Source organism: Rhizorhapis sp., assembly GCF_035276005.1.
Classification (GTDB): Bacteria; Pseudomonadota; Alphaproteobacteria; order Sphingomonadales; family Sphingomonadaceae; genus Rhizorhapis.
This window is the reverse complement of the sequence record NZ_DATEMB010000027.1, coordinates 1-22,316: the sequence shown is the minus strand read 5'-3', so window position 1 is coordinate 22,316 and position 22,316 is coordinate 1. Positions and strand designations below refer to the sequence as shown.

General features: G+C 61.1%; 20 protein-coding genes. 6 read left to right on the top strand and 14 right to left on the bottom strand.

What is annotated here, in order from left to right:
• Positions 1 to 97: 97 nt before the first annotated feature.
• Positions 98 to 4,258 carry a DNA-directed RNA polymerase subunit beta gene (gene rpoB, locus VJS46_RS06905; RefSeq protein ID WP_324058920.1) on the bottom strand — a complete coding sequence of 1,387 codons (4,161 nt, stop codon included), beginning with the start codon at positions 4,256 to 4,258 and terminating at the stop codon, positions 98 to 100.
• Positions 4,259 to 4,880: 622 nt separating this feature from the next.
• Here rpoB and VJS46_RS06900 point away from each other — a divergent pair.
• The 4 genes from VJS46_RS06900 (at position 4,881) to rfbC (ending at position 8,739) form a co-directional block, all read left to right on the top strand.
• Entirely contained in the window at positions 4,881 to 5,930 is a 1,050-nt protein-coding gene (locus VJS46_RS06900) for an SDR family oxidoreductase (RefSeq protein ID WP_324058918.1), read from the top strand.
• Positions 5,931 to 5,945: 15 nt separating this feature from the next.
• Positions 5,946 to 6,725: a glucose-1-phosphate cytidylyltransferase gene (gene rfbF, locus VJS46_RS06895; protein ID WP_324058916.1), complete on the top strand. Its 780-nt coding sequence runs from the start codon at positions 5,946 to 5,948 to the stop codon at positions 6,723 to 6,725.
• A 128-nt stretch (positions 6,726 to 6,853) separates the two neighbouring features.
• Entirely contained in the window at positions 6,854 to 8,194 is a 1,341-nt protein-coding gene (locus VJS46_RS06890; protein ID WP_324058914.1) for an NAD(P)-dependent oxidoreductase, read from the top strand.
• Complete coding sequence (gene rfbC, locus VJS46_RS06885; protein WP_324058912.1) at positions 8,191 to 8,739, top strand: dTDP-4-dehydrorhamnose 3,5-epimerase; 549 nt, start codon at positions 8,191 to 8,193, stop codon at positions 8,737 to 8,739. The genes VJS46_RS06890 and rfbC overlap by 4 nt, the downstream gene beginning before the upstream one ends.
• A 119-nt stretch (positions 8,740 to 8,858) precedes the next feature.
• Here rfbC and VJS46_RS06880 read toward each other — a convergent pair whose 3' ends face one another.
• From VJS46_RS06880 to VJS46_RS06850, 7 genes are all read right to left on the bottom strand, one after another.
• Positions 8,859 to 10,649 carry an AMP-dependent synthetase/ligase gene (locus VJS46_RS06880; RefSeq protein ID WP_324058910.1) on the bottom strand — a complete coding sequence of 597 codons (1,791 nt, stop codon included), beginning with the start codon at positions 10,647 to 10,649 and terminating at the stop codon, positions 8,859 to 8,861.
• A gap of 94 nt (positions 10,650 to 10,743) precedes the next feature.
• Entirely contained in the window at positions 10,744 to 11,148 is a 405-nt protein-coding gene (locus VJS46_RS06875) for a SufE family protein (protein ID WP_324058908.1), read from the bottom strand.
• 241 nt (positions 11,149 to 11,389) lie between these two features.
• Positions 11,390 to 11,623, bottom strand: a complete 234-nt coding sequence (locus VJS46_RS06870; RefSeq protein WP_324058906.1) for a hypothetical protein — start codon at positions 11,621 to 11,623, stop codon at positions 11,390 to 11,392.
• 159 nt (positions 11,624 to 11,782) lie between these two features.
• On the bottom strand, positions 11,783 to 12,163 hold the full coding sequence (pspC, locus tag VJS46_RS06865) for an envelope stress response membrane protein PspC (protein ID WP_324058905.1): 381 nt from the start codon (positions 12,161 to 12,163) through the stop codon (positions 11,783 to 11,785).
• A gap of 1 nt (position 12,164) precedes the next feature.
• Positions 12,165 to 12,431: an envelope stress response membrane protein PspB gene (pspB, locus tag VJS46_RS06860; RefSeq protein ID WP_324058903.1), complete on the bottom strand. Its 267-nt coding sequence runs from the start codon at positions 12,429 to 12,431 to the stop codon at positions 12,165 to 12,167.
• A 4-nt stretch (positions 12,432 to 12,435) separates the two neighbouring features.
• Positions 12,436 to 13,107, bottom strand: a complete 672-nt coding sequence (pspA, locus tag VJS46_RS06855) for a phage shock protein PspA (protein ID WP_324058901.1) — start codon at positions 13,105 to 13,107, stop codon at positions 12,436 to 12,438.
• Positions 13,108 to 13,176: 69 nt separating this feature from the next.
• Entirely contained in the window at positions 13,177 to 13,350 is a 174-nt protein-coding gene (locus VJS46_RS06850) for a hypothetical protein (protein ID WP_324058899.1), read from the bottom strand.
• 185 nt (positions 13,351 to 13,535) lie between these two features.
• On the opposite strand from VJS46_RS06850, the gene pspF reads away from it, so the two are divergent.
• Complete coding sequence (gene pspF, locus VJS46_RS06845; protein ID WP_324058896.1) at positions 13,536 to 14,537, top strand: phage shock protein operon transcriptional activator; 1,002 nt, start codon at positions 13,536 to 13,538, stop codon at positions 14,535 to 14,537.
• 186 nt (positions 14,538 to 14,723) lie between these two features.
• Here pspF and VJS46_RS06840 read toward each other — a convergent pair whose 3' ends face one another.
• A complete protein-coding gene (locus tag VJS46_RS06840; RefSeq protein WP_324058894.1) occupies positions 14,724 to 15,287 on the bottom strand; it encodes a urate hydroxylase PuuD in 564 nt (187 codons plus the stop codon).
• 198 nt (positions 15,288 to 15,485) lie between these two features.
• On the opposite strand from VJS46_RS06840, the gene VJS46_RS06835 reads away from it, so the two are divergent.
• Positions 15,486 to 16,109 (top strand): superoxide dismutase, encoded by a 624-nt coding sequence (locus VJS46_RS06835; protein WP_324058892.1) that lies wholly within the window; start codon positions 15,486 to 15,488, stop codon positions 16,107 to 16,109.
• An 8-nt stretch (positions 16,110 to 16,117) separates the two neighbouring features.
• Here the strand turns inward: VJS46_RS06835 and ggt are convergent, their stop codons facing one another.
• From ggt to VJS46_RS06810, 5 genes are all read right to left on the bottom strand, one after another.
• On the bottom strand, positions 16,118 to 17,791 hold the full coding sequence (ggt, locus tag VJS46_RS06830; protein WP_324058890.1) for a gamma-glutamyltransferase: 1,674 nt from the start codon (positions 17,789 to 17,791) through the stop codon (positions 16,118 to 16,120).
• A 17-nt stretch (positions 17,792 to 17,808) separates the two neighbouring features.
• Positions 17,809 to 18,846, bottom strand: coding sequence for a quinone-dependent dihydroorotate dehydrogenase (locus VJS46_RS06825; RefSeq protein ID WP_324058888.1), 1,038 nt, complete (start codon positions 18,844 to 18,846; stop codon positions 17,809 to 17,811).
• A gap of 180 nt (positions 18,847 to 19,026) precedes the next feature.
• Positions 19,027 to 19,449, bottom strand: a complete 423-nt coding sequence (locus VJS46_RS06820) for a DUF3035 domain-containing protein (protein WP_324058886.1) — start codon at positions 19,447 to 19,449, stop codon at positions 19,027 to 19,029.
• A complete protein-coding gene (gene lspA / locus VJS46_RS06815) occupies positions 19,442 to 19,954 on the bottom strand; it encodes a signal peptidase II (protein WP_324058884.1) in 513 nt (170 codons plus the stop codon). Before lspA ends, VJS46_RS06820 begins: the two co-directional genes overlap by 8 nt.
• A 167-nt stretch (positions 19,955 to 20,121) precedes the next feature.
• A partial coding sequence (locus tag VJS46_RS06810) for an isoleucine--tRNA ligase (RefSeq protein ID WP_324058882.1) occupies positions 20,122 to 22,316 on the bottom strand: 2,195 nt, incomplete at its 5' end.

Below are 22,316 nucleotides of genomic sequence, written 5' to 3'. Positions count from 1 at the left end.
CGCTTGCGGGAGGGGTTAGGGGAGGGAATGTCAGCGATGGAGGCGGGCATTACAGGCCCTCCCCCAACCCCTCCCGCAAGCGGGAGGGGAACTCAGGTCACTCAGCCGCCTCGGCGTGGCCGTCCTCGATCTCGTCCAGCGACGCCAGTTCGACGTTGAGGCCAAGCGAGCGCATTTCCTTGACGAGAACGTTGAAGCTCTCGGGAATGCCGGCCTCGAAGGTGTCGTCGCCCTTGACGATCGCTTCATAGACCTTGGTGCGGCCGACCACGTCGTCCGACTTCACCGTCAGCATTTCCTGCAAGGTATAGGCAGCGCCATAGGCCTGGAGTGCCCAGACCTCCATTTCGCCGAAGCGCTGGCCGCCGAACTGCGCCTTGCCGCCCAGCGGCTGCTGGGTGACGAGGCTGTAGGGGCCGATGGAACGGGCGTGGATCTTGTCGTCGACAAGGTGGTGGAGCTTCAGCATGTAGATGATGCCCACCGTCACCTTGCGGTCGAACTTGTCGCCGGTGCGGCCGTCGAACAGGTCCGACTGACCCGAACGGTCAAGCCCGGCCAGATCAAGCATGTCCGCAACATCCGCTTCGCGCGCGCCGTCGAACACCGGTGTGGCCATCGGGACGCCCGTCAGCAGGTTGGAAGCCAGCTCGACGATCTGATCGTTGTTATAGCCCTCGATCTCCGCGGCATAACGCTCGCCATAGACGGTCTTCAGGCGATCCTTGACGGCTTCGGGCGGGCTGCCCGCTGCCGGATCGGGATTGGCGTGACGCCAGTCTTCGAGTGCATGCTTGATCTGCTGGCCCAAACCGCGGGCGGCCCAGCCAAGGTGCGTTTCGAAGATCTGCCCCACGTTCATGCGCGAAGGCACGCCCAGCGGGTTGAGCACGATGTCGACTGGCGTGCCGTCCTCAAGGAACGGCATGTCTTCGACCGGCAGGATGCGCGAAATAACACCCTTGTTGCCGTGGCGGCCCGCCATCTTGTCGCCCGGCTGCAGCTTGCGCTTCACCGCAACGAAGACCTTGACCATCTTCAGCACGCCCGGCGGCAGTTCGTCGCCCCGCTCCAGCTTGTCGCGGCGGTCTTCGAACTTGTCGACGATCAGCTTCACCGCCTCGTCATATTGCGTCTTGACGGCTTCGAGATGCGTTTGGACCGTGTCGTCCTGCACCGCGAACTTCCACCATTCGTGACGTTCGACTTCCTCAAGCAGTTCGTCATTGATCTCGACGCCCTTCTTGACGCCCTTGGGCGCGGCGGTCGCGACCTGGCCCACAAGCATTTCCCGCAGACGGTTGAAGGTGGCGCGGTTGAGAATGGCGCGTTCGTCTTCGCGGTCCTTGGCGAGGCGGTCGATTTCTTCCCGCTCGATCGCCATGGCGCGCTCGTCCTTGTCGATGCCGTGGCGGTTGAACACGCGGACCTCGACCACCGTGCCGGCAACGCCGGGAGGCAGGCGGAGCGAGGTGTCGCGCACGTCGCTGGCCTTTTCGCCGAAGATGGCGCGGAGCAGCTTTTCCTCCGGCGTCATCGGGCTTTCGCCCTTGGGTGTGATCTTGCCGACCAGGATGTCGCCCGGCTCCACCTCTGCGCCGATATAGACAATGCCCGCCTCATCGAGATTGCGCAGCGCTTCCTCGCCGACATTCGGGATGTCGCGGGTGATGTCTTCCGGCCCCAGCTTGGTGTCGCGGGCCATGACCTCGAACTCCTCGATATGGATCGAGGTGAAGACGTCATCCTTCACGATCCGTTCGGAGATCAGGATGGAGTCCTCATAATTGTAGCCGTTCCAAGGCATGAAGGCGACGAGCGTATTGCGGCCCAGCGCCAGTTCGCCCAGTTCAGTGGAGGGGCCGTCGGCAATGACATTGCCCTTCGCCACCACATCGCCCACCTTCACCAGCGGACGCTGGTTGATGCAGGTGTCCTGGTTGGAGCGCTGGAACTTCATAAGCGTATAGATGTCGACGCCCGACTTGCCAGGTTCGATCTCTTCCGTCGCGCGGACAACGATACGGGTCGCGTCCACCTGGTCGACCACGCCCGCCCGCTTGGCCACGATGGCGGCGCCGGAATCGCGCGCCACCGTCTCTTCCATGCCGGTGCCGACGAACGGCGCTTCGGCGCGGACCAGCGGCACCGCCTGGCGTTGCATGTTCGAACCCATGAGCGCGCGGTTGGCGTCGTCATTTTCCAGGAAGGGGATGAGCGAAGCTGCAACCGACACGAGCTGCTTCGGGCTGACGTCCATCAGCGTGATGGTGTCGCGCGGCGCCATCAGGAATTCGCCTGCCTGACGCGATGAGACGATTTCTTCGGAGAAGCTGCCGTCCTCGTTCAGTTCGGCATTTGCCTGGGCGATCGTGTGCTTCGCCTCTTCCATGGCGGAGAGGTAGACGACCTCGTTCGTGACCTGATGGTCCACGACCTTGCGGTAGGGCGTCTCGATGAAGCCATATTTGTTGACCCGGCTGAAGGATGCCAGCGAGTTGATAAGGCCGATGTTCGGGCCTTCGGGCGTTTCAATGGGGCAGATACGGCCATAGTGCGTCGGGTGAACGTCGCGGACCTCAAAGCCCGCGCGTTCGCGGGTGAGGCCGCCCGGCCCGAGCGCCGACACGCGGCGCTTGTGGGTGACTTCCGAGAGCGGATTGGTCTGGTCCATGAACTGCGAGAGCTGCGAGGAGCCGAAGAATTCACGCACCGCGGCTACGGCGGGCTTGGCGTTGATGAGGTCGTTCGGCATCACCGTCGAAACGTCGACCGAGCTCATGCGCTCCTTGACCGCGCGCTCCATGCGGAGCAGGCCGACGCGATACTGGTTCTCCAGCAGCTCGCCCACCGAACGGACGCGGCGGTTGCCGAGATTGTCGATATCGTCGATCTCGCCCTTGCCGTCCTTCAAGTTCACCAGCTCCTTGACCACCGCGATGATGTCCTCGCGGCGGAGCGTGGTCACTGTATCAGGGCAATCCAGATCGAGGCGCATGTTCAATTTGACGCGGCCGACCGCGGAGAGGTCATAGCGCTCGGAATCGAAGAACAGCCCTTCGAACAGCGCTTCCGCCGTCTCGCGCGTCGGCGGCTCGCCGGGGCGCATGACGCGGTAGATATCGGAAAGCGCGTGGTCGCGATCTTCGGCCTTGTCGGCCTTCAGCGTGTTGCGAATCCAGGGGCCGGTGGTGACATGGTCGATGTCGAGCAGGTCGATATGGTCGATACCGGCCTTGTCCAGCTTTTCCAGATTCTCGGCCGAAACCTCGTCGCCGGCCTCGATATAGATTTCGCCGGTCTTTTCATTGATGAGGTCATAGGCGCTGTACCGGCCGAAAATCTCTTCGGTCGGGATCAGCAGGGTCTCAAGACCATCCTTGGCGGCCTTGTTGGCGGCGCGGGGGGAGATTTTCTGCCCGGCCTGGAACACGACTTCGCCGGAGCTTGCATCGATGATGTCGAAAGCCGGCTTCAGGCCGCGCCACGCCTCGGCGCTGAACGGGATCTTCCAGCCGCCTTCGCCACGGACGAAGGTCACCGTGTTGTAGAAGGTGTTGAGGATTTCCTCGCTGTTGAGGCCAAGCGCAAAAAGCAATGCGGTCACCGGCAGCTTGCGCTTGCGGTCGATGCGGACATTGACGATGTCCTTGGCGTCGAACTCGAAGTCCAGCCAGCTACCGCGATAGGGAATGACGCGGGCGGCGAAGAGATATTTGCCCGAACTGTGGGTCTTGCCACGGTCATGGTCGAACAGAACGCCAGGCGAACGGTGCATCTGCGACACGATGACGCGCTCGGTTCCGTTGATGAGGAAGGTGCCGTTCTCCGTCATGAGCGGCATGTCGCCCATATAAACGTCCTGCTCCTTGATATCGAGGACGGAGCGGGTTTCGGTATCCTGGTCGACTTCGAAGACGATCAGGCGCAGCGTGACGCGCATCGGCGCGGCGTAGGTGATCCCCCGCTGACGGCATTCCTCGGTGTCATATTTGGGCTCTTCCAGCTCATACTGGACGAAGTCCATCTCCGCCGTGCCCGCAAAGTCGCGGATGGGGAACACGCTGCGCAGCGTCTTTTCCAGGCCGGAGACATAGCCGACGGCCGGGTTCGACCGCAGGAACTGTTCATAGGATTCGCGCTGCACCTCGATGAGGTTCGGCATCTGCACCACTTCGTGGATGTTGCCGAAAACCTTGCGGATGCGCTTCTTCGCGCCCGAATTGAGGTGCGTCGGGGGGACTGCCTTGGTCGCCATGCTATTCCTGCCTTGTTTTCACAAACTTTTTTCCGCCTCACAGCGGGATTGCAGCCGATTCGCAGGTTGGGTCCCACGAAAAAAAGTGCGGGCCCGGACTGTCGGAACCGCACTGTCTGCGTCTTGTAAGACCCTCAAATCCCCCAATTCGTCGCGGTCCGCCGCGCAAAACGGACCGTGTCCCGAGGGAGCGAGGGCGGCTTCGGTCACGGCAAGTGACGGGATGAAGCCGGGAAACTCGATGGCCTATATAAAGCTCTTGTTGGATTTTGGGAAGGGGGCGAATGCTTTCCTTCCTTCAGGTGGTGCGCAGTGGGTGCGGGCATCCTGCAAGCTGGAACGGTGGGTATGCGGAAGCTGAAATGGAGCGGCCGCGCTCCCTCATCTTTGCTCAACAGATCAAAGGTATAACCCCAAGGGGTTAGTTTCAAGCAGGGTTGAAATTAAGTTCCAAATATCACGTGGAAGCATTTCACTTAATTACCCCGCTATGGACGATATGAATATTCTCCTTTCGCCCACACGTTCTTGCCAAGCGACTGCATGCTGCGCCCGCCATTGTTGCGTAATTGGCCCTGTGTATAACGGATAGCAGGGGGGCTAGTCTTTTCGCAGGGCAGCCATGAAGATATTCATTACGGGCAATATGGGTTATGTTGGGCCAGCGGTTATCCGGCGGCTGCGAACGGCGTTCCCAGGGGCTTTTCTCCACGGTTATGACAATGGCTATTTCGCCCATTGCCTCACCAATGTGCGTGCCTTGCCTGAGTGCGCATTGGACCAGCAGAGCTTCGGCGACGTGCGCGGTATCGATGCGGCAATGCTGCGCGGCTATGACGCGGTCATCCATCTGGCGGCGGTGTCGAACGACCCGATGGGCAACCGCTTTGCCGCTGTCACCAAGGCGATCAATCAGGACGCATCGGTCGCGATTGCCCGCATGGCGAGCGACGCGGGCGTGCGGAACTTCGTCTTTGCATCCAGTTGCAGCGTCTATGGCGTGGCGGAAGGCGGCCCCCGCAAGGAAGACGACCCGCTCAATCCCGTCACTGCCTATGCCGCGTCCAAGATAGGGACCGAGCAGGGGCTGGCGGAACTGGACAGCGGGATGGTGATTACCTGCCTGCGTTTTGCGACGGCCTGCGGAATGTCGCCAAGGCTGCGGCTCGATCTGGTGCTGAACGATTTTGTCGCCTGCGCCCTTTCCCAGCAGAAGATCACGGTGCTGAGCGACGGCACGCCCTGGCGGCCGCTCATTGACACGGCCGATATGGCGCGCGCGATGGAATGGGCGGCGATCCGTCCGGCAGAGCAGGGCGGCCGCTTCCTCACCATCAATGCCGGCTGCAACGCCGCCAATTACCAGGTGCGCGATCTTGCCGAAGCTGTCGCCAAGGCGGTCCCCGGAACCAGCGTCAGTATCAATACCGATGCGCCAGCGGACAGCCGCTCTTACCAGGTGGATTTCAGCCGCTATGCGGAACTCGCGCCGGACCACCAGCCCCGGATGAGCCTGGGCCAGTCGATCGGCCAGCTTATCGAGGGCCTGACCGGCATGGGGTTTGCCGATCCCGACTTCCGCAATTCCCCGCTGATCCGGCTTCATGTCCTGCAGGATCATATAGGGCAGGGGCGCCTCAGCGAGGACCTCCGCTGGCAACCCAATATTTGAACAAGGAAGCAGATCATGGTCAAAGTGGCGCTGCTTGCAGGCGGCTTCGGGACGCGGCTGAGCGAGGAAACGACGATCCGGCCAAAGCCCATGGTGGAAATCGGTGGGCGGCCGATCATGTGGCACATCATGAAAATCTATTCCCACTATGGCTTCAACGATTTCGTGGTGCTTGGCGGCTACAAGGTCGACTTCATCCGCAATTACTTCAACCAGTACCGGGCGAACCATTCGGACTTCACCATTGACCTGAAGACCGGCGCGGTCGAATTCCTGGATCCGCTGCGGGAGGATTGGCGGGTGACGATCCTCGATACCGGGCCCGACACCATGACCGGGGGACGCATCAGGCGGGCCCGCCATCTGCTGGAGGGCGATCGTTTCCTCCTTACCTATGGGGACGGCCTCAGCAATGTCGACCTCAACAAGCTGGTGGAGACCCATGAGGCGGCGAGCGCCTGGTGCACCTTGACGGCGGTAACCCAGCCGGGCCGCTATGGAGCGCTTCGGATCAGCCATGACGGCGTGAAAGTGGAGGGTTTTCGCGAGAAGGGGATGCTTGACGGAGGTCTGATCAATGGCGGCTTCTTCGTCTGCGAGCCAGAGATGCTGGACCTGCTTGATGGAGATGACACCATATTCGAGCAGGAGCCGATGCAGCGGCTGATCGACCGGGGCAAGCTCGCCAGCTACCATCATGACGGATATTGGCAGAGCATGGACTCCCTGCGCGACAAGCAGGTGCTGGAGGCGCAATGGGCCGACGGAGCGCCCTGGCGGGTTTGGGAACGGTGAACAACTGTGTGTCTTGACCCGTCATTCGCGCGAAGGCGGGAACCCATTCATCCGCTTGGCTCACGCTTCACTGCAGAGGCGAGCTGGGTCCCCGCTTTCGCGGGGATGACGGATTTAAGGAGCTTTCGATGATCATCGTCGACACAGCACTCGCGCGCCGGGAGGCGGAAGGAACGCCCATCCGCGTCGGCATTGTCGGGGCCGGATTCCAGGGCGCCGCCATCGTCCGGCAGATCGTCGGTTCCGTAAAGGGCATGCGGGTGGTGGCGCTGGCCAACCGGCATATCGATCCCGCCATCCGCGCATTTGCCGATATTGGCATCGATCCGCTTCGCTGCGGCGACCGGCGGGCCATTGAAGCCGCGATTGCCGCTGGACATCCCGCGGTTACCGAAGATGCCATTGGCCTTGCAAGTGCGGAGGGCGTCGATGTGCTGGTGGAGGTCACTGGCTCGGTCGACTATGCCGCGGGCGTGGTGCTGACGGCAATCGGCGCCGGCAAGCATGTGGTGCAGATGAATGCCGAACTGGACGGAACCGTCGGCCCCATATTGAAGGCCAAGGCCGATGAGGCCGGCGTCATCTACAGCTTTTCCGACGGCGACCAGCCGGGCGTGCAGATGAATCTTTACCGCTTTGTCGCAGGCTTGGGCGTGAAGCCTGTGCTTTGCGGCAATATCAAGGGGCTGCATGATCCCTATCGCAATCCGGAGACACAGCGCGGCTTTGCGGAAAAATGGGGGCAGAAGCCCGCCATGGTCGCCTCCTTCGCGGATGGGACGAAGATTTCATATGAACAGGCGATCGTAGCCAATGGCACGGGCATGAAGGTCGCCCGCCGGGGCATGATCGGTCCCGACTTTTCCGGCGGCGATCCCACAGCGCCGCTTGTTCCGCTGGAGGACACCGTTTCGGCTTTCGCTGAATATCTGGAGCAGGCTGAAACCGGGCTTGTCGATTATGTGGTGGGCGCGCGGCCGGGCCCCGGCGTGTTCGTCCTTGGCACGCATGATGATCCCCGCCAGCAGCATTTCCTCAATCTCTACAAGCTTGGGACTGGCCCCTATTATTGTTTCTACACGCCCTATCATCTCTGCCATTTCGAAGTGCCGAATTCGGTGGCCCGGGCGGCGATTTTTGGAGATGCGGTGCTTGCACCGCAGGCTGGTCCGCAAGTGGGCGTGATAGCCGTTGCCAAGAAGGACCTGGTTCCCGGCGAGGTGATCGCCGAATTCGGCGGCTTTGAAGCATATGGCGTGGCCGAAAACAGCGAGGTGATTGCTCGTGAAGGGCTGCTGCCGCTGGGCGTGGCGCTGGGATGCCGCTTGGTGCGGCCGGTGCCCAAGGATGCGCCGCTAAGCTATTCTGATGTGGAGGTGCCACCGGGGCGCGTCGTGGATGCGCTCTATGCCGAGCAGGCCGAGCGCTTCCCGCTGACCGAACCGGCATTGATAGGGGGCTCGCGATGATCTTTCACGAAACGACGCTCAAGGACGCCTGGCTGATCGAGCCGGAACTCAGGGGAGACGAACGCGGCAGCTTCGCACGGACCATGTGCCGCGATGAATTTGCGAGGCACGGATTGGTCACGGACTATGTGCAGCAGAACATGTCAGTCTCTGCCAAGGCCGGTACGATCCGGGGCATGCACTTCCAGCGTCCGCCCTTTACCGAGGCGAAGCTCGTGCGCTGTGTCCGGGGCGCCATATTGGACGTGATCGTCGATCTGCGGCAGAGTTCGCCCACTTATCTGAAGCATGAAGGGTTCGCGCTTTCGGCGGAAAATCACCGGCAGCTCTATGTGCCACCGGGTTTTGCCCATGCCTTCCAGACGCTGGTGGACGATATTGAGGTGTCCTATCTCGTTTCCGCGCCCTACACGCCGGAGGCCGAGGGCGGCGTGCGCTACAGCGATCCCATGCTCGACATCAAATGGCCGCTGCCAGTGACGGTGATCTCCGAAAAAGACGCGAATTGGCCGCTGCTGACGGCTGAAGGGCTGGGCGTGTTTTGATGGCGAGGGGTTAGGAGCGGATATTTCCGTCGTCCCCGCCCTGCGGGCAGTCGAAGGGCAGGGGCCAGGGCTTGGTTTTCCTCAAAGGCAGCAAAACCTATAAAAACCTATATTGCCCCTCACGCTCCATATAGCGCATCCAGCCGCTCGCCATAGCGTGCGCGGATCACATGGCGGCGGATCTTCATGGACGGCGTCATTTCCTGGTTTTCGATGGAAAAGGGCTCATCGGCGAAGATGAAGCGCCGGACCTTCTCCGTTACTGACAGGTCCTTGTTCACCTGATCCACAGAAGCACGGATGGCCGTTTGAAAGGCAGGGTTTGCCTTCAGCGCCATTTCGTCCTGCGGCAGGCCATTGGCTTTCGCCCATTCTTTCGTCCATTCGGCATCAGGGACGATCACCCCCACCAGATGCGGCCGCTTGTCCCCCCAGACCATGGCTTGGCCGATTTCGGGCTGTAGCGTCAGCATGCCCTCTATCTTCTGCGGCGCTACATTCTCGCCCTTGTCATTGACGATGATGTCCTTCTTGCGATCGGTGATCCTGATGCGGCCTTTTTCGTCAATGATGCCGATGTCGCCGGTGTGCAGCCAATCGTCGGCTAGCACCCGGTCAGTTTCCCGCTCGTTGCGCCAATAGCCCTTCATCACCAGTTCGCCGCGCACCAGGATCTCGCCATCCTCGGCGATCCGCACTTCGGTGTTTTTAAGTGGCGGACCGACCATGTCCATCTTTAGGCCAGCGCTAGGGCGGTTGCAGCTTACCACCGGCGCCGCTTCGGTCTGGCCATAGCCCTGAAGCAGCGTAAGGCCCAGCGAATGGAAGAATATGCCAACATCTGGATTGAGCGGTGCGCCGCCCGACACCAGCGCCTTTATACGGCCACCGAATCGCTTCTGAATTTTCGGCCTTATTGTGCGGTTGACCAGCGTTTGCATGGGCCGGTCCCATAGCGGTACGCCGCCCGCATAGCTCTTGCCGCCGATCCGCAGGGCCTGACGGAGAAGATAGGCGGCAACCGGTCCCTGCTTTCCCACCGCCTTCAGCATACGGGTACGCAGCACCTCGAACAGGCGGGGGACCACGACGACGATGGTTGGCCGCACTTCCTCCATATTGGAAGCGAGCTTCTCAAGCCCTTCGGCATAATAAATCTGTGCGCCAAGACCGATGGGGAAGAACTGCCCGCCGGTATGTTCATAGGCGTGGGAGAGCGGCAGGAAGGACAGGAAGACCTCATCACCCCAGCCAAAATCCTGGGCAATGATATCTATGCAGCCGTCGACATTGTGCAGGATAGCCCCGTGATGCTGCATCACACCGCGCGGCGCACCGCCGGTGCCGCTGGTGTAGATGAGGCATGCAAGGTCATCCCGGTGGAGCTGCAGCGCCTGTTCGGTGCAGGCAGCAACATCGCCCGGATGGCTGGCGATCAGCTTGTCCCACTCCCTGAACTCCACCGCTCCGCCCTGTATTGGGCGGATTGGCTCGATCGAGATCACCAGATTGGCCTGTGAGCGGAGCACGGCGGGCATCAAGGTCCTGGCAAGCTTTGCCGTGGACACGATGACTGCCTTGGCGGCGCTGTCGTCCAATATATGCTGATGATCGCGCGTGGTGTTGGTCGTGTAGGTCGGTACGGTCACGCCGCCCGCCGCCATGATGGCCAGATCGGCAATGCAGAATTCGGGGCGGTTTTCCGACACCAGCATGACGGTATCCCCCCTGCGGAGGCCGCTTGCCTTCAGCCCTTCTGCAAGGGCCGCCACCCGTCTGGCGGTCTCCGCCCAACTGATCGGCCGCCACTCGCCACCCATTTTGTGCCAGAGAAAGGGGGCCTCGCCCTTTTCCGCAGCCCGTGTGAAGAACATGGTCACCAGATTGGGAAAATGCTCGAACTCGCGCACGCGGACCCCTCGATTAGCTTATCTTCCGTAGCGTAAGCGGGGTGTCCGTTGTGAGGGATGTGAAGTCAAGGATGAATATGCCGGGCGCCTGCGATCAGGCGTAGCGTTCCGCCGTGGCCCGGATCAGCGCGATCATGTTGGGAATGCCCTGCGTGCGGTTCGAACTTAGCTGATTGCGCAGGTCGAAGGGGGCGAGGGCGCCCTCAATGTCGGTAGCTAGGATCTGCGCCGGCTGGCGGTCCTGAACAGCGAGCAGAACGAGCGCGATGATGCCTTTAGTGATGGCGGCGTTGCTGTCCGCGAGAAAATGCAGCGCCCCGTCCTCACGGACCGTGGGATAAACCCAGACGGCCGCCGAGCATCCCCGCACAAGGGTCGCGTCGGTCTTGAGCGCTTCAGGCATCGGTTCCAATGCCTTGCCAAGGTCGATCAGCAACCGGTAACGGTCGTCGGCTTCGAGAAACTCATATTCGTCGAACAATTCGGTAAGCGCGTTCATGACCGCGAGATAGTTATTCGATCGCCATTTGTCGAAGGGGATTTATGCCAAATCCCAGTGAAGATGATTGGTGGGGGAAAGTGAGACGTTCCATCCGACTTTATCCCATCTGATTTATTCCGTCGTCCCTGTGCAAGCAGGGACCCAGCTTTTCTTTGGCATGGTACAGGATGCAGTGGGGGCCCCGCCTGCGCAGGGGCGACGGTTTTTACGGCTACTTTATCCCCAGCATGGACCCGGATCAGATATCGACTCCCGCCGCAATCGCCTCCAGCTTGCGGATGCGCTCCTTCAGGTCCGCCATTTCTATCCGTGTGTTGGTGGACGGGGATGCGTTGTCGGCCGGCTGCTGCTCCAGAGCGGTCTTCTTATATTCCAGCCATCCCTGCCAGGCGCGTAGGGCCGTGAGGCAGAGGATCGTGACAATGGTGATGCCGGACACTGTCGCGATCAGATAGGCATATGACTCCTGCATTGACATTCCCCTGATACGAAGATGCGGCTGGATTTTTGGACGAGAGCGGACCAATGGCAGAATAGCGGTTTGATATCTCTGGCAAATACTGCGTCAATCGTCGCCTTTTTCGACCAGCGTCAGGAATTGATCGACAAACTGCATTTTCCAGCCATTGGGTCAACGCAGGCTGTCGATCTCGTCCGCCAGCCGCTTGTTGTGGCTTGTATAGTGCGTTTCCACCTCTGCAAGGCGCCGGTCGATGTCCCGGAACTTCGCCCGGACGTCGCGCGTGGTGCGTGTCGGGTTGCTGCGTACGCCCTGCCAGAATTTCTCATCCTCCTTGCTGGAATAGAGCCCCAGAGGCTTTGGCTGCGCGAACCAGGCGGCGAGGAAATAGGCGATCAGCGTCCAGGGAAAGGCGCCCATGAGCGTGATCAGCACCGCGCCGATCCTGACCCAGAGCACGTCGATGCCCGTATAATCGGCAATTCCCGAACACACGCCCAGCCATTTGGCATTCTGCTTGTCGAGGTAGAATTTGGTACGGCTGGCAGTCATCTCAATTCCTCCGGTCAAGATCATAGTCCGATGGCACAACCGGCCGCGCCGGGTTCCAGTCGGGATTGTCGGCGGCGACGATACGCTCGATCGTGGCGAGGCGCTCTTCAAGCCGCCGGGCGGTTTCATGCAAGTCGTCGAGCAGGCGCTCGTCGTCAGTAGTCAGCGTCGCGGCGGTCTTCCAGCGGGTGACATAGTGGAGGATCAGCCATGGCAGCCCAATGAAGAGCATGCCCACGACAATGATGGGGACCAGGATGTCTTCCATGCGGTCAGTCCTTTTGCTGTTGTTGCGCGGCCTTCAGGCGGGCAAGTTCGGCCTCCACCTTGTCGTTGGATTCAAGCTCTGCAATCTCTTCCTCCAGCGACTTTGGCTGCGTTCCCATGCCCATGGCATCGGCACGGCCCTCGGTAAGGTCGACGCGGCGCTCCAGCATCTCAAACCGGGCAAAGGCGTCCTGAACCCGCTCGCCGGCATAGGCTTCTCTCATCCGCAGGCGATTCTGGGCGCTTTCCATCCGGGTGGCAATGCTGTTCTGCCGGGCCCTCGCCTCGCGGAGCTTTGCCTGAAGCTTTGAGATGTCCTCCTCATTCGCCCGCAGCGCGTCATCCAATGTTCCGATCTCACCCTTCAACTGCCCGGCCATGTCAGCCGCTTTCTGCCGCTCGACAAGGGCGGCCTTGGCCAGATCCTCGCGGTCCTTGGAAAGCGCAAGCTGCGCCTTTTCCATCCAGCTGTCCTGCAGCTTTTCCAGCCTGTCGATATGGCGGCGCATTTCCTTTTGGTCGGCGATATTGCGGGCTGCCGATGCGCGCACCTCCACCAGCGTCTCCTCCATTTCGAGGATGATCATGCGGATCATCTTCGCCGGATCCTCCGCCTTGTCGAGCAAGTCGGTGACATTGGCGGCAATGATATCGCGGGTGCGTGAGAAAATACCCATTTCAAAACTCCTGGTCTTCAAAATATGGCCGGAGCGGGCGAAGGGAAGTCCCGCTCCGGCGCCGCGGCGTCAGGCAAGATAGTGTCCGGGCGCCGGGAGAGTCTGGCCCTGGGCCAATATGGCCTCGGGCGCATGGCTGTTGGCTCTGGCGGGTCCAACCGCGCTCAGGATCATCGTCGCGCCAAAGAGGAGGGCGCAGACGGCGGCGGACAGGCTTTTGCCGATTTCGAACGTGCTAGGCATTGTTGTTACTCCCCAAATTTGGCCTTCAAAGGTCCGCCGTCTCTGTCGTGGCGGATTGCCCATATCTTTGCATGGGTCATGCCAATTCCCGGAAATGGCGAGATTTCGCGATTTTCTCTTTTTCAAACAGCAGGGCTTGGGCTTTGGTATTGCTAAAATATAGTGAAATATACCATATATTAGCAATGGATAAGGAAACGCAGTTCATCGGCCAGTCATCGGCCTTTCTCGATGCGGTGGAGCTGGCGGGCCGGGCGGCCGATCTGAACAGGCCGGCCCTGGTCATTGGGGAGCGGGGGACCGGCAAGGAACTGATTGCCGAGCGCATCCATCATCTAAGCCCCCGCTGGGCTGGGCCGCTCATCATCATGAACTGTGCTGCCCTGCCCGAAACGCTGATCGAGGCGGAACTGTTCGGGCATGAGGCCGGAGCCTTTACCGGCGCCGTTCGCGCCCGTGCGGGGCGTTTCGAGGAGGCCGATGGCGGAACGCTGTTTCTCGATGAGTTGGGAACGCTCAGCCTCGCGGCGCAGGAGCGGCTGCTGAGAGCAGTGGAATATGGCGAAGTCACCAGAATTGGCGCGTCGCGTCCAATGAAGGTGGACGTGCGGATCGTCGGAGCGACCAACGAAAATCTGCCCGTGGCGGTGGATGCAGGGCGTTTCAGAGCGGACCTGCTGGACCGGCTTTCCTTCGAAGTCATCACGCTGCCGCCGCTGCGTTATCGTGACGGCGATGTGCCAGTTCTGACCGACTATTTTGGGCGGCGCATGGCGGCGGAGCTGGGCTGGCCCATTTGGCCGGGCTTTTCGCGCCCGGCCATGGACGAACTGGAGGCGCATGACTGGCCGGGCAATGTGCGCGAACTGCGGAACGTCGTGGAGCGGGCAGTCTATCGCTGGAATGATCCTGAAAGGCCGGTGGGGAAGATCCTGTTCGACCCCTTCCGTTCGCCCTGGATTTCAGCGGGAACCTCAAAAGCGGTGGAGGCTCGGCAACCGGATATGGCCGTTGTTTCGGCCCCAGAGGACGTGACGGATTTCCGAGCCGCGATAGATGCTCATGAAGTCGCGGTTTTGAACCGCGCGTTGGAGCGTCATCGCTTCAACCAGCGGGCGACAGCCAAGGCGCTGGGATTGACCTATGATCAACTGAGGCACTGTCTGAGAAAGCACAGCTTGATTTGAAAGACTGCGGTTTTGCTCAGGTTCGACAGAAAGGCCGGAGCGAATTTCCGCCCCGGCCACTCTTGTTCAACTCTGTCCTAGGCTCGCTCCGGTCCTGATCGAACCGGAGCGAGCCTAAGCTTTCTTCTTGTTCCGTGATTTCCCAGTCGCCAGATGATTCCATCTGGCTCGAAATCACTCTGAGGTTCAACCGCCGTTGAAGTTGATCATGCAATAGAGCATGGGAATGGACAGCAGCGTATTGGTGCGCGAGAACAGCATGGCGGTGCGCGCCGACTTGGCCTTGCTGGCATCGTCCGCTTCGACGAGGCCCAGCGCGCGCTTCTGGTTCGGCCAGATCACGAACCAGACGTTGAATGCCATGATCAGGGCCAGCCACATGCCGATGCCGATCAGCCGGTATGGATCCTGAAGCAGCAGCGCTTCCTTTTCATAGCCGGCCAGATAGGCGATGATCAGGCCCGTCAGTACCGTGAATGCCGCACCCCAGCGGAAGAAGAACAAGGCGCTAGGCGCGATAAATTTGGAAACACCGGGCTTCAGTTCAGCAGGTACTTTCGGCATGGTCGGGATCTGCACGAAGTTGAAATAGTAAAGCAGACCGATCCAAGTGATGCCGAAGAACAAGTGCAGCCAGCGGAAAACGCCCTGAGCCATGTCTGTATTGGCAGGCACTGCGAGGATCACCACGATCGCCAGAACCAGTCCTAGCAGCAGCGTGATGTGAAGATTTTCGAGTAGTTTTCCCATATCGCTCCCCTGTGTTGCTGGCTGCGCATCCATGCTGGCCAGCCTAAGCGGCTAATTTCTTACGCAAATAGCGGCTCTATGTCACACTATAATTCCGGTTCCGCAATGGCGAAACTGTGCTACGGGCGATTGAACCAATCGTGGCCCTAGCCGTTCCGCCTTGGTCATCCCAAAAAGCAAAAGCAGGAGTGTTACCGCATGCCCTTCATATTGCCCGAACTACCCTATGCCAAAAACGCGTTCGGCGACCTCATTTCACAGGAAACTTTCGATTTCCACCATGGCAAGCACCACAATGCCTATGTGGTGAAGGCCAATGAACTCATCCCACAGGCCGGGCTTGAAGGCGCCAGCCTTTCAAAGGCGATCAAGGCCGCCAAGGAAATGGGTAAGACCGGCCTGTTCAACCAGGTTGGTCAGATCTGGAACCACAGCTTCTATTGGCTTTGCCTCAGCCCGGAAAAGCAGCAGCCGACCGGCAAGCTCCTTGACCTGATCCAGCGCGACTTTGGCAGCCTTGACGAGATGCTGGCCAAGTTCAAGGCTGAGGCGGTCGGCCATTTCGCCAGCGGCTGGGCCTGGCTGGTGCTCAATAACGGGAAATTGGAGATCACCTCGCTGCACGATGCGGACACGCCGGTCGCCCATGACGGGATGCAGCCGCTGCTGACGCTCGATGTCTGGGAACATGCCTATTATATCGACTACCGCAACGCGCGGCCCGATTATGTCGATTCGCTGCTCAAGAACGCGATCAACTGGGAATTTGTCGCGCAAAATCTCGATGGTGAGGGCGTGAGCCGGGCTGACCAGTCAGGCTGATCGCCCGCTCATTCGGATAATGCGAGCCCTGGACTGCGCGGATCAGCCGCGCCAGTCCAGCGGCCGTCCTGGAGCTGGGCCGCATTGACCTTTGAGGTGAGATTGGACGCCCTGGCCTTCTGCCCCAGCCTTTGCAGGGCCGGAACCATCTCCGCAGCGAAAGGGCCTTGCTCCAGCAGCAGTCCTTCGTCATCGAAATAGATATTGGGAAGTGCAATCGCCTCTTGTGCCGGCAAGCCGAAATCAAGCACGCCGACCAGCGTTTTCAGCACATGCATGATGATCCGCTTGCCGCCCGCCGAGCCCAGCGCCAGCACTGCTTTCCCGCTGGCATCGTAAACGATCGTGGGGGACATGGACGATAGCGGCCGCTTCCCTCCTTGGACCCGGTTCGCTACCGGGGCGCCGTTCTTTTCCGGCGCAAAGCTGAAATCCGTCAACTCATTGTTGAGGAAATAGCCGTTCGCGATCAATTGGCTGCCAAAGGGCCCTTCGATAGTGGAAGTCATGCTGACAATATCCCCATTGCCATCCACGGCCACGAAGTGCGTGGTTGCGGGCACTTCGGACGAAGGCGCTGGCGTGCGGGCTGCTGCTCCGGGCGGGGTGCCGGGCCTGTAATCCTGCCGCGCACGGTCGCGAGAAATCAGCCGGGAGCGTTGCAGGAGATAATTGGGATCGATCAATCCGGGAAGAGGGACGTCCACAAAGTCGCGGTCGCCCAGATATTTGTCGCGGTCGGCATAAGCGAGGCGCATCGCCTCACCGATCAGATGCCAGCTCCGGGGATTGTCCTTGCCGAGCTTTTCCATGGGAAAGCGCTCCAGCATTCCCAGAATCTGCAACACAGTGATCGCCCCCGAAGAAGGCGGACCCATGCCGCAAACCACATAGATCCGGTAATGGGAGCAAATGGCGGGGCGCTCCTTCGCCTGATAGGAGGCGAGATCCTGGGCGGTCATTTCCGCGGGATTGCGCGGCGCCTTGGCAAGCGTTTCCAGAAGCTCCCCGGCATTCTGGCCGCTGTAAAAGGCATCTGGGCCGTCGGTCGCCAGGCGTTTCAGGAACAGGGCCAGCGCGGGATTGCGGATCACTGTCCCGACGGGTGCGGGCTTCCCATTACGCCAATATATCGCTCGGGCCTCGGGGAAGTCCTGCCAGAGCTTTTCCATGCCGGCCAGCCGGTCATAAAGCGTCTGATTGACTTCAAACCCCTCCTCGGCAAGGCGGATCGCGGGCTGAAATAGTTCCGCCCAGCCAAGTTTGCCCCATTTCTTGTGCGCCAGTTCCATCAGCCGCAAATTGCCCGGCACGCCCACGGAAAGGCCGCCGGGGACTGCCTGGCCAAAGGACAGCGGCTTGCCGTCGGGGCCAAGGAAACGGTCGGACCGCGCGCTTGCGGGCGCTGTCTCGCGACCGTCTATCGTGTCCAGCAGGCCAAGCTTCCCGTCATGATGGATCAAAAAACCGCCGCCGCCAATTCCACTGGATTGGGGCTCCACCACGGTCAGCGCGACCATCATTGCAAGCGCTGCGTCAGTGGCGCTTCCCCCTTTTCGAAGAATTTCCTGGCCAGCGGCCGTGGCGCGGGGATCGGCTGACGAGACCACGCCCCCTCCCGCGAGAGCAGGGGCAGCGGGCAGCGCGAGGGCGAGCAGGAATGCGAGGATGAGTTTCAGCATATATTGCCCCTTGCGCTTCATGCAGTCTCGCTGCCAACTGCCTCGCTTATATGGGAAAATCCGTCGCGCAACAGCAGGGACTTGAGGCCCGCATTTATCCTTTTGGGAAGGAAGGGCCCGTCAAAGACGAGGGCGCTGTAAAGCTGAATAAGCGATGCACCGGCGCGGATGCGGGCATAGGCCTGCTCCGCATTGGAAATGCCGCCTACGCCGATCAGGGGGATGGCGCCTCCTGTCGCCCTGCGGAAATCGCGCAGCCTTTGCAAGGCCAGGTCGTGCAGGGGGGCTCCCGACAACCCTCCTGCCTGCCTGGCGAACGGCGACTTGAGGGAGGAGGGGCGCTGGATCGTCGTGTTGCTGACGATGATGGCGTCGGTCCGATGCTTGGCAGTCAGTTCGGCAATGTCGTCTATATCGGCAGGTTCCAGATCGGGCGCCACTTTGAGGAAGATGGGCGGCCGTTCGCCCCCTCTGGCTTCCGTGACGGTTGCCAGCAGCTCATCGAGGACGCTCCGGTCCTGTAGCGCCCGCAGCCCCGGAGTGTTGGGCGAGCTGATGTTGACGGTCAGATAATCGGCAAGGGGCGCCATATTGCGGACGCCGGTCGCATAGTCGGCGACCCGGTTCGTCGAATCCTTGTTCGCGCCGATGTTGATGCCAATGACACTTCCTCTGGCATGCCGCTTGAGCCGGACCATGGCCGCAGCCTGGCCGCCGCTGTTGAAACCCATGGCATTGACCACCGCCTTGTCCTCCAGCAGGCGGAAGAGGCGGGGCCGGGGATTGCCGGGCTGGGGGAGGGGCGTCAGCGTACCGATCTCCGCAAAGCCGAAACCGAGGCGATGCATCTTGTGCGCGACCTCCCCCTCCTTGTCGAAACCGGCGGCGAGGCCGACCGGATTGGGAAAGCGCAAGCCCGCGACCGTGCTGGCCAGCATCGGGTCCTCGGCTGGAGGCCGTCCCGCGGGAAGGAAGGTAAGGGCCCGAACGGTCAGGCGATGGGCAGCTTCCGCATCCAGACGGAAAAGCAAGGCGCGCGCGAGGGAATAGAGCATAGGGCGGGGGCTATGCCAGACCAGCACTCAGCGGTCAAAGCTATGTGATCGCAATAAAAACAGCGTCATTCCCGCGAAAGCGGGAACCCAGCTATCCACTTGGTCCGGGGCTGAATGTAAAAGGAACTGGCTCCCCGCTTTCGCGGGGATGACGTTCCATAGCGGTTTTGATGCTGCCCGTTACTGCGGAGTGACTGCCCTGGCTGCCTGGCCGTCGCCCTCGGGGGCGGCAATGATATCCCGCGTGGCGCTGCCCTTGTCCACCGTCGCCGTATCAGGATCGCCGACATTGGAACGGACGCCGGGATCTGAATTGCTGGTATCGGCCGCGTTCAGAAGGCCGCGCTCGGCTGCGCTTCGGGCCGCATCGCCGCCGAACATGGCTTCAAGCGCCTGGCGGTTGGCGCTGGAGCTGTCGGCACGGCCTGGAGCGCCGGGCTGCGGCGGGACCATGGCGAAATCGGGCGGGATGACGAGCGGCGCTGCGCGCGAAACGGCAAATTCGTCCGGCCGGTCGCGGCCGAAAATGCCGCCGCTCGACCCGCAGGCCGAAAGGCCCAGGGCCATGGCGGAAAGGCCGAGTACCGCAACGAATTTACGCATTTCTTTTCTCCACTTTCCCCCCCTTGTCGCGCAGCAGCAACGCGCGCGCAAGCAGGATCAACACACCTATGGTAATGGCCGCATCGGCAAGATTGAAGATCAAAAAGGGACGCCAGCTACCGATGTGGAAATCGGCGAAGTCCACGACATAGCCAAAGCGCACCCGATCCACGATATTACCCAGCGCACCGCCCAGCACCAGCCCGAGCGCGATCACGTCGTCGCGCGCCTTTTCCCGCCACATCCACAGGGCCACGAAAACCGCGATGGCGGCGGTCATGCCGACCAGCAGCCAGCGCATGGTTTCGGAATCGGCGCGGAAAAAGCCCATCGACACGCCATAGTTGCGCACGAAGTTCAGGTCGAAAAAGGGAAGCAGGTCAATGACTTGCCGGGATTCAAGCGCCAGCGGATAGACGACGATATATTTGATGATCTGGTCGAGGATGAAGATCGTCGCCGCAGCCGCAACTCCGAGCTTCCGGTGGTTTTTCCTGATCGCCATGCTGGTCCTTTAGTTCCTCGACCTGTCGTCTAAGTGCACTTGCATTTTTTTCGTCAATCCCGCGAAGGCCGCCGCCGCATCAGGCCGAAGGTTCAGGAGATGGATCCCCGCCTTCGCGGGGATGACGAGGGAGCTATATGGGCGGGCCGAGAGGGATTGAGACGGGATCATCCCTTCACCACATCATCGCAGCGCGCGCAGAGGGCGCCGTCTTCCTTCACCTCCGGCAGGAGACGCCAGCATCGGCCGCATTTGTGATTGGTGGAGGGTGTGATTCTGATGGTGTCAGTTCCCTTTTCCTTGGTGACATCTGACACGATGAAGATCTCGGCCAGCTCAGCCTCGGGTACGGCATCATAATTTCTTAGTATGCCGTCCATGTCGCTTAGTGCGACGGTAGCCTCCAGACTGGAACGGATCGTCTTCTCACGCCGATAGGGTTCGATGGCTTCGGTCACCTTTTCTCGCATCGACCGGATTGCAGTCCATTTGAGATCAAGGTCCTTGTCCAGCAACCAGCTCCCGTCGTCCCCGCGAAGGCGGGGACCCCGCTTTTCTTCTTCATCCGCCAAGACAGCGGGATCCCTGCCTTCGCGGGGACGATGGAGAAGGTCGCTGAAATTTGGCCATTCGAGGAAATGCACCGAACCATCCTCGCTCGGGAAGCGGCTTTGCCACACTTCCTCCGCCGTGAAGGGGATGATCGGTGCCGCGTAGCGCACCAGGGCGTGGAACAATGTGTCCAGTACCGTCCGGTAGGCGCGGCGCTTCATGTCGCCCTTGGCATCGCAATAGAGGCAGTCCTTGCGGATGTCGAAAAAGAAGGCCGAAAGGTCATCCTGCGCGAAGGTGGTGAGCGCCCGCATGTAGCGGCCGAAGGTGAAGCCTTCGGTCGCGGCGCGCAGTTCCGCGTCCAGCTCGGCGAGCCGGTGGAGGATGTAGCGTTCCAGCTCCGGCATATCGGAGACAGGCACCTTCTCGCTTTCCTCAAAGTCGGCCAGCGCGCCCAGCATATAGCGGAAGCTGTTGCGCAGCTTGCGGTAGGCGTCGGACGAGCCTGCCAGCACTTCCTTGCCGATGCGGACATCATCGAAATAATCGGTGCTCGCCACCCACATGCGCAATATGTCGGCGCCGCTTTCGGAGATGACCTTCAGCGGATCGACGACATTGCCCAGGCTCTTGGACATTTTGCGGCCCTGTTGGTCAAGCGCGAAGCCATGGGTGAGGACGGCGTCATAGGGCGCTCGGCCGCGGGTGCCGCAGCTTTCGAGCAGAGAGGACTGGAACCAGCCGCGATGCTGGTCGGAGCCTTCGAGATAGAGGCTTGCACGGACCCCCTTGCCGTAGCGGGCCTCAACGACAAAGCTGTGGGTGGAGCCGCTGTCGAACCAGACGTCGAGGATGTCGTTCACCACCTCATAATCGTCGAGCTTGTGATCGGGACCCAGCAGCGCCTGATGATCGGCGCCGAACCAGGCGTCCGCACCGCCAGCTTTGAACGCCTCGATGATGCGGGCATTGACGGCAGGATCATTGAGATACTCGCCCGACTGCTTGTGGACATAAAGAGCGATGGGCACGCCCCAGGCGCGCTGGCGGCTGATCACCCAGTCGGGGCGGCCTTCGACCATGGAGCGGATGCGGTTCTTCGATCGCTCGGGCACCCAGCGGGTGGCCTCGACCGCATTGAGCGCGAGGTCGCGGAGGCTATTCCCCCTCTCCCCTTCAGGGGAGAGGGCCGGGGAGAGGGGACTGTTCTGAACGGCAGGCGCATCGCTTGCCGCGCTTACAGTCCCCTCTCCCAACCCTCTCCCCTGAAGGGGAGAGGGCTTTACGGCTTTATCCATGGGGATGAACCATTGCGGCGTGCAGCGATAGATGATCCGCGCCTTCGACCGCCAGCTATGGGGATAGCTGTGCTGGAAATCCGCCGATGCTGCCAGCAGCGCGCCGGCTTCCATGAGGTCAGTGCAGATCGGGCCATCGGGGGCGTTGAACTTGGGATTGATGACCGATCCCTGTCCGCCCAGCCACAGCCAATCCTCCCGATATTTGCCATCGTCGGTGACGGCGAAGACCGGGTCGATGCCGATCTTCTTGCAGGCGATGAAGTCCTCCTCGCCATGGTCCGGGGCCATGTGGACAAGGCCCGTACCGGCGTCGGTGGTGACATGCTCGGCGGCGATGAAGGGGCGGAGACGCTCGAAGAAGCCCACCTTCTTAAGCCCATCCCCTTCAGGGGAGGGGTTGGGGTGGGGACTGTCCACCGGCGCTACGCCATCCTGACAGGCCCCACCCCCGGCCCCTCCCCTGAAGGGGAGGGGGGAGAGGCGGTCATGCATCGGATGGAGCGCCTTGG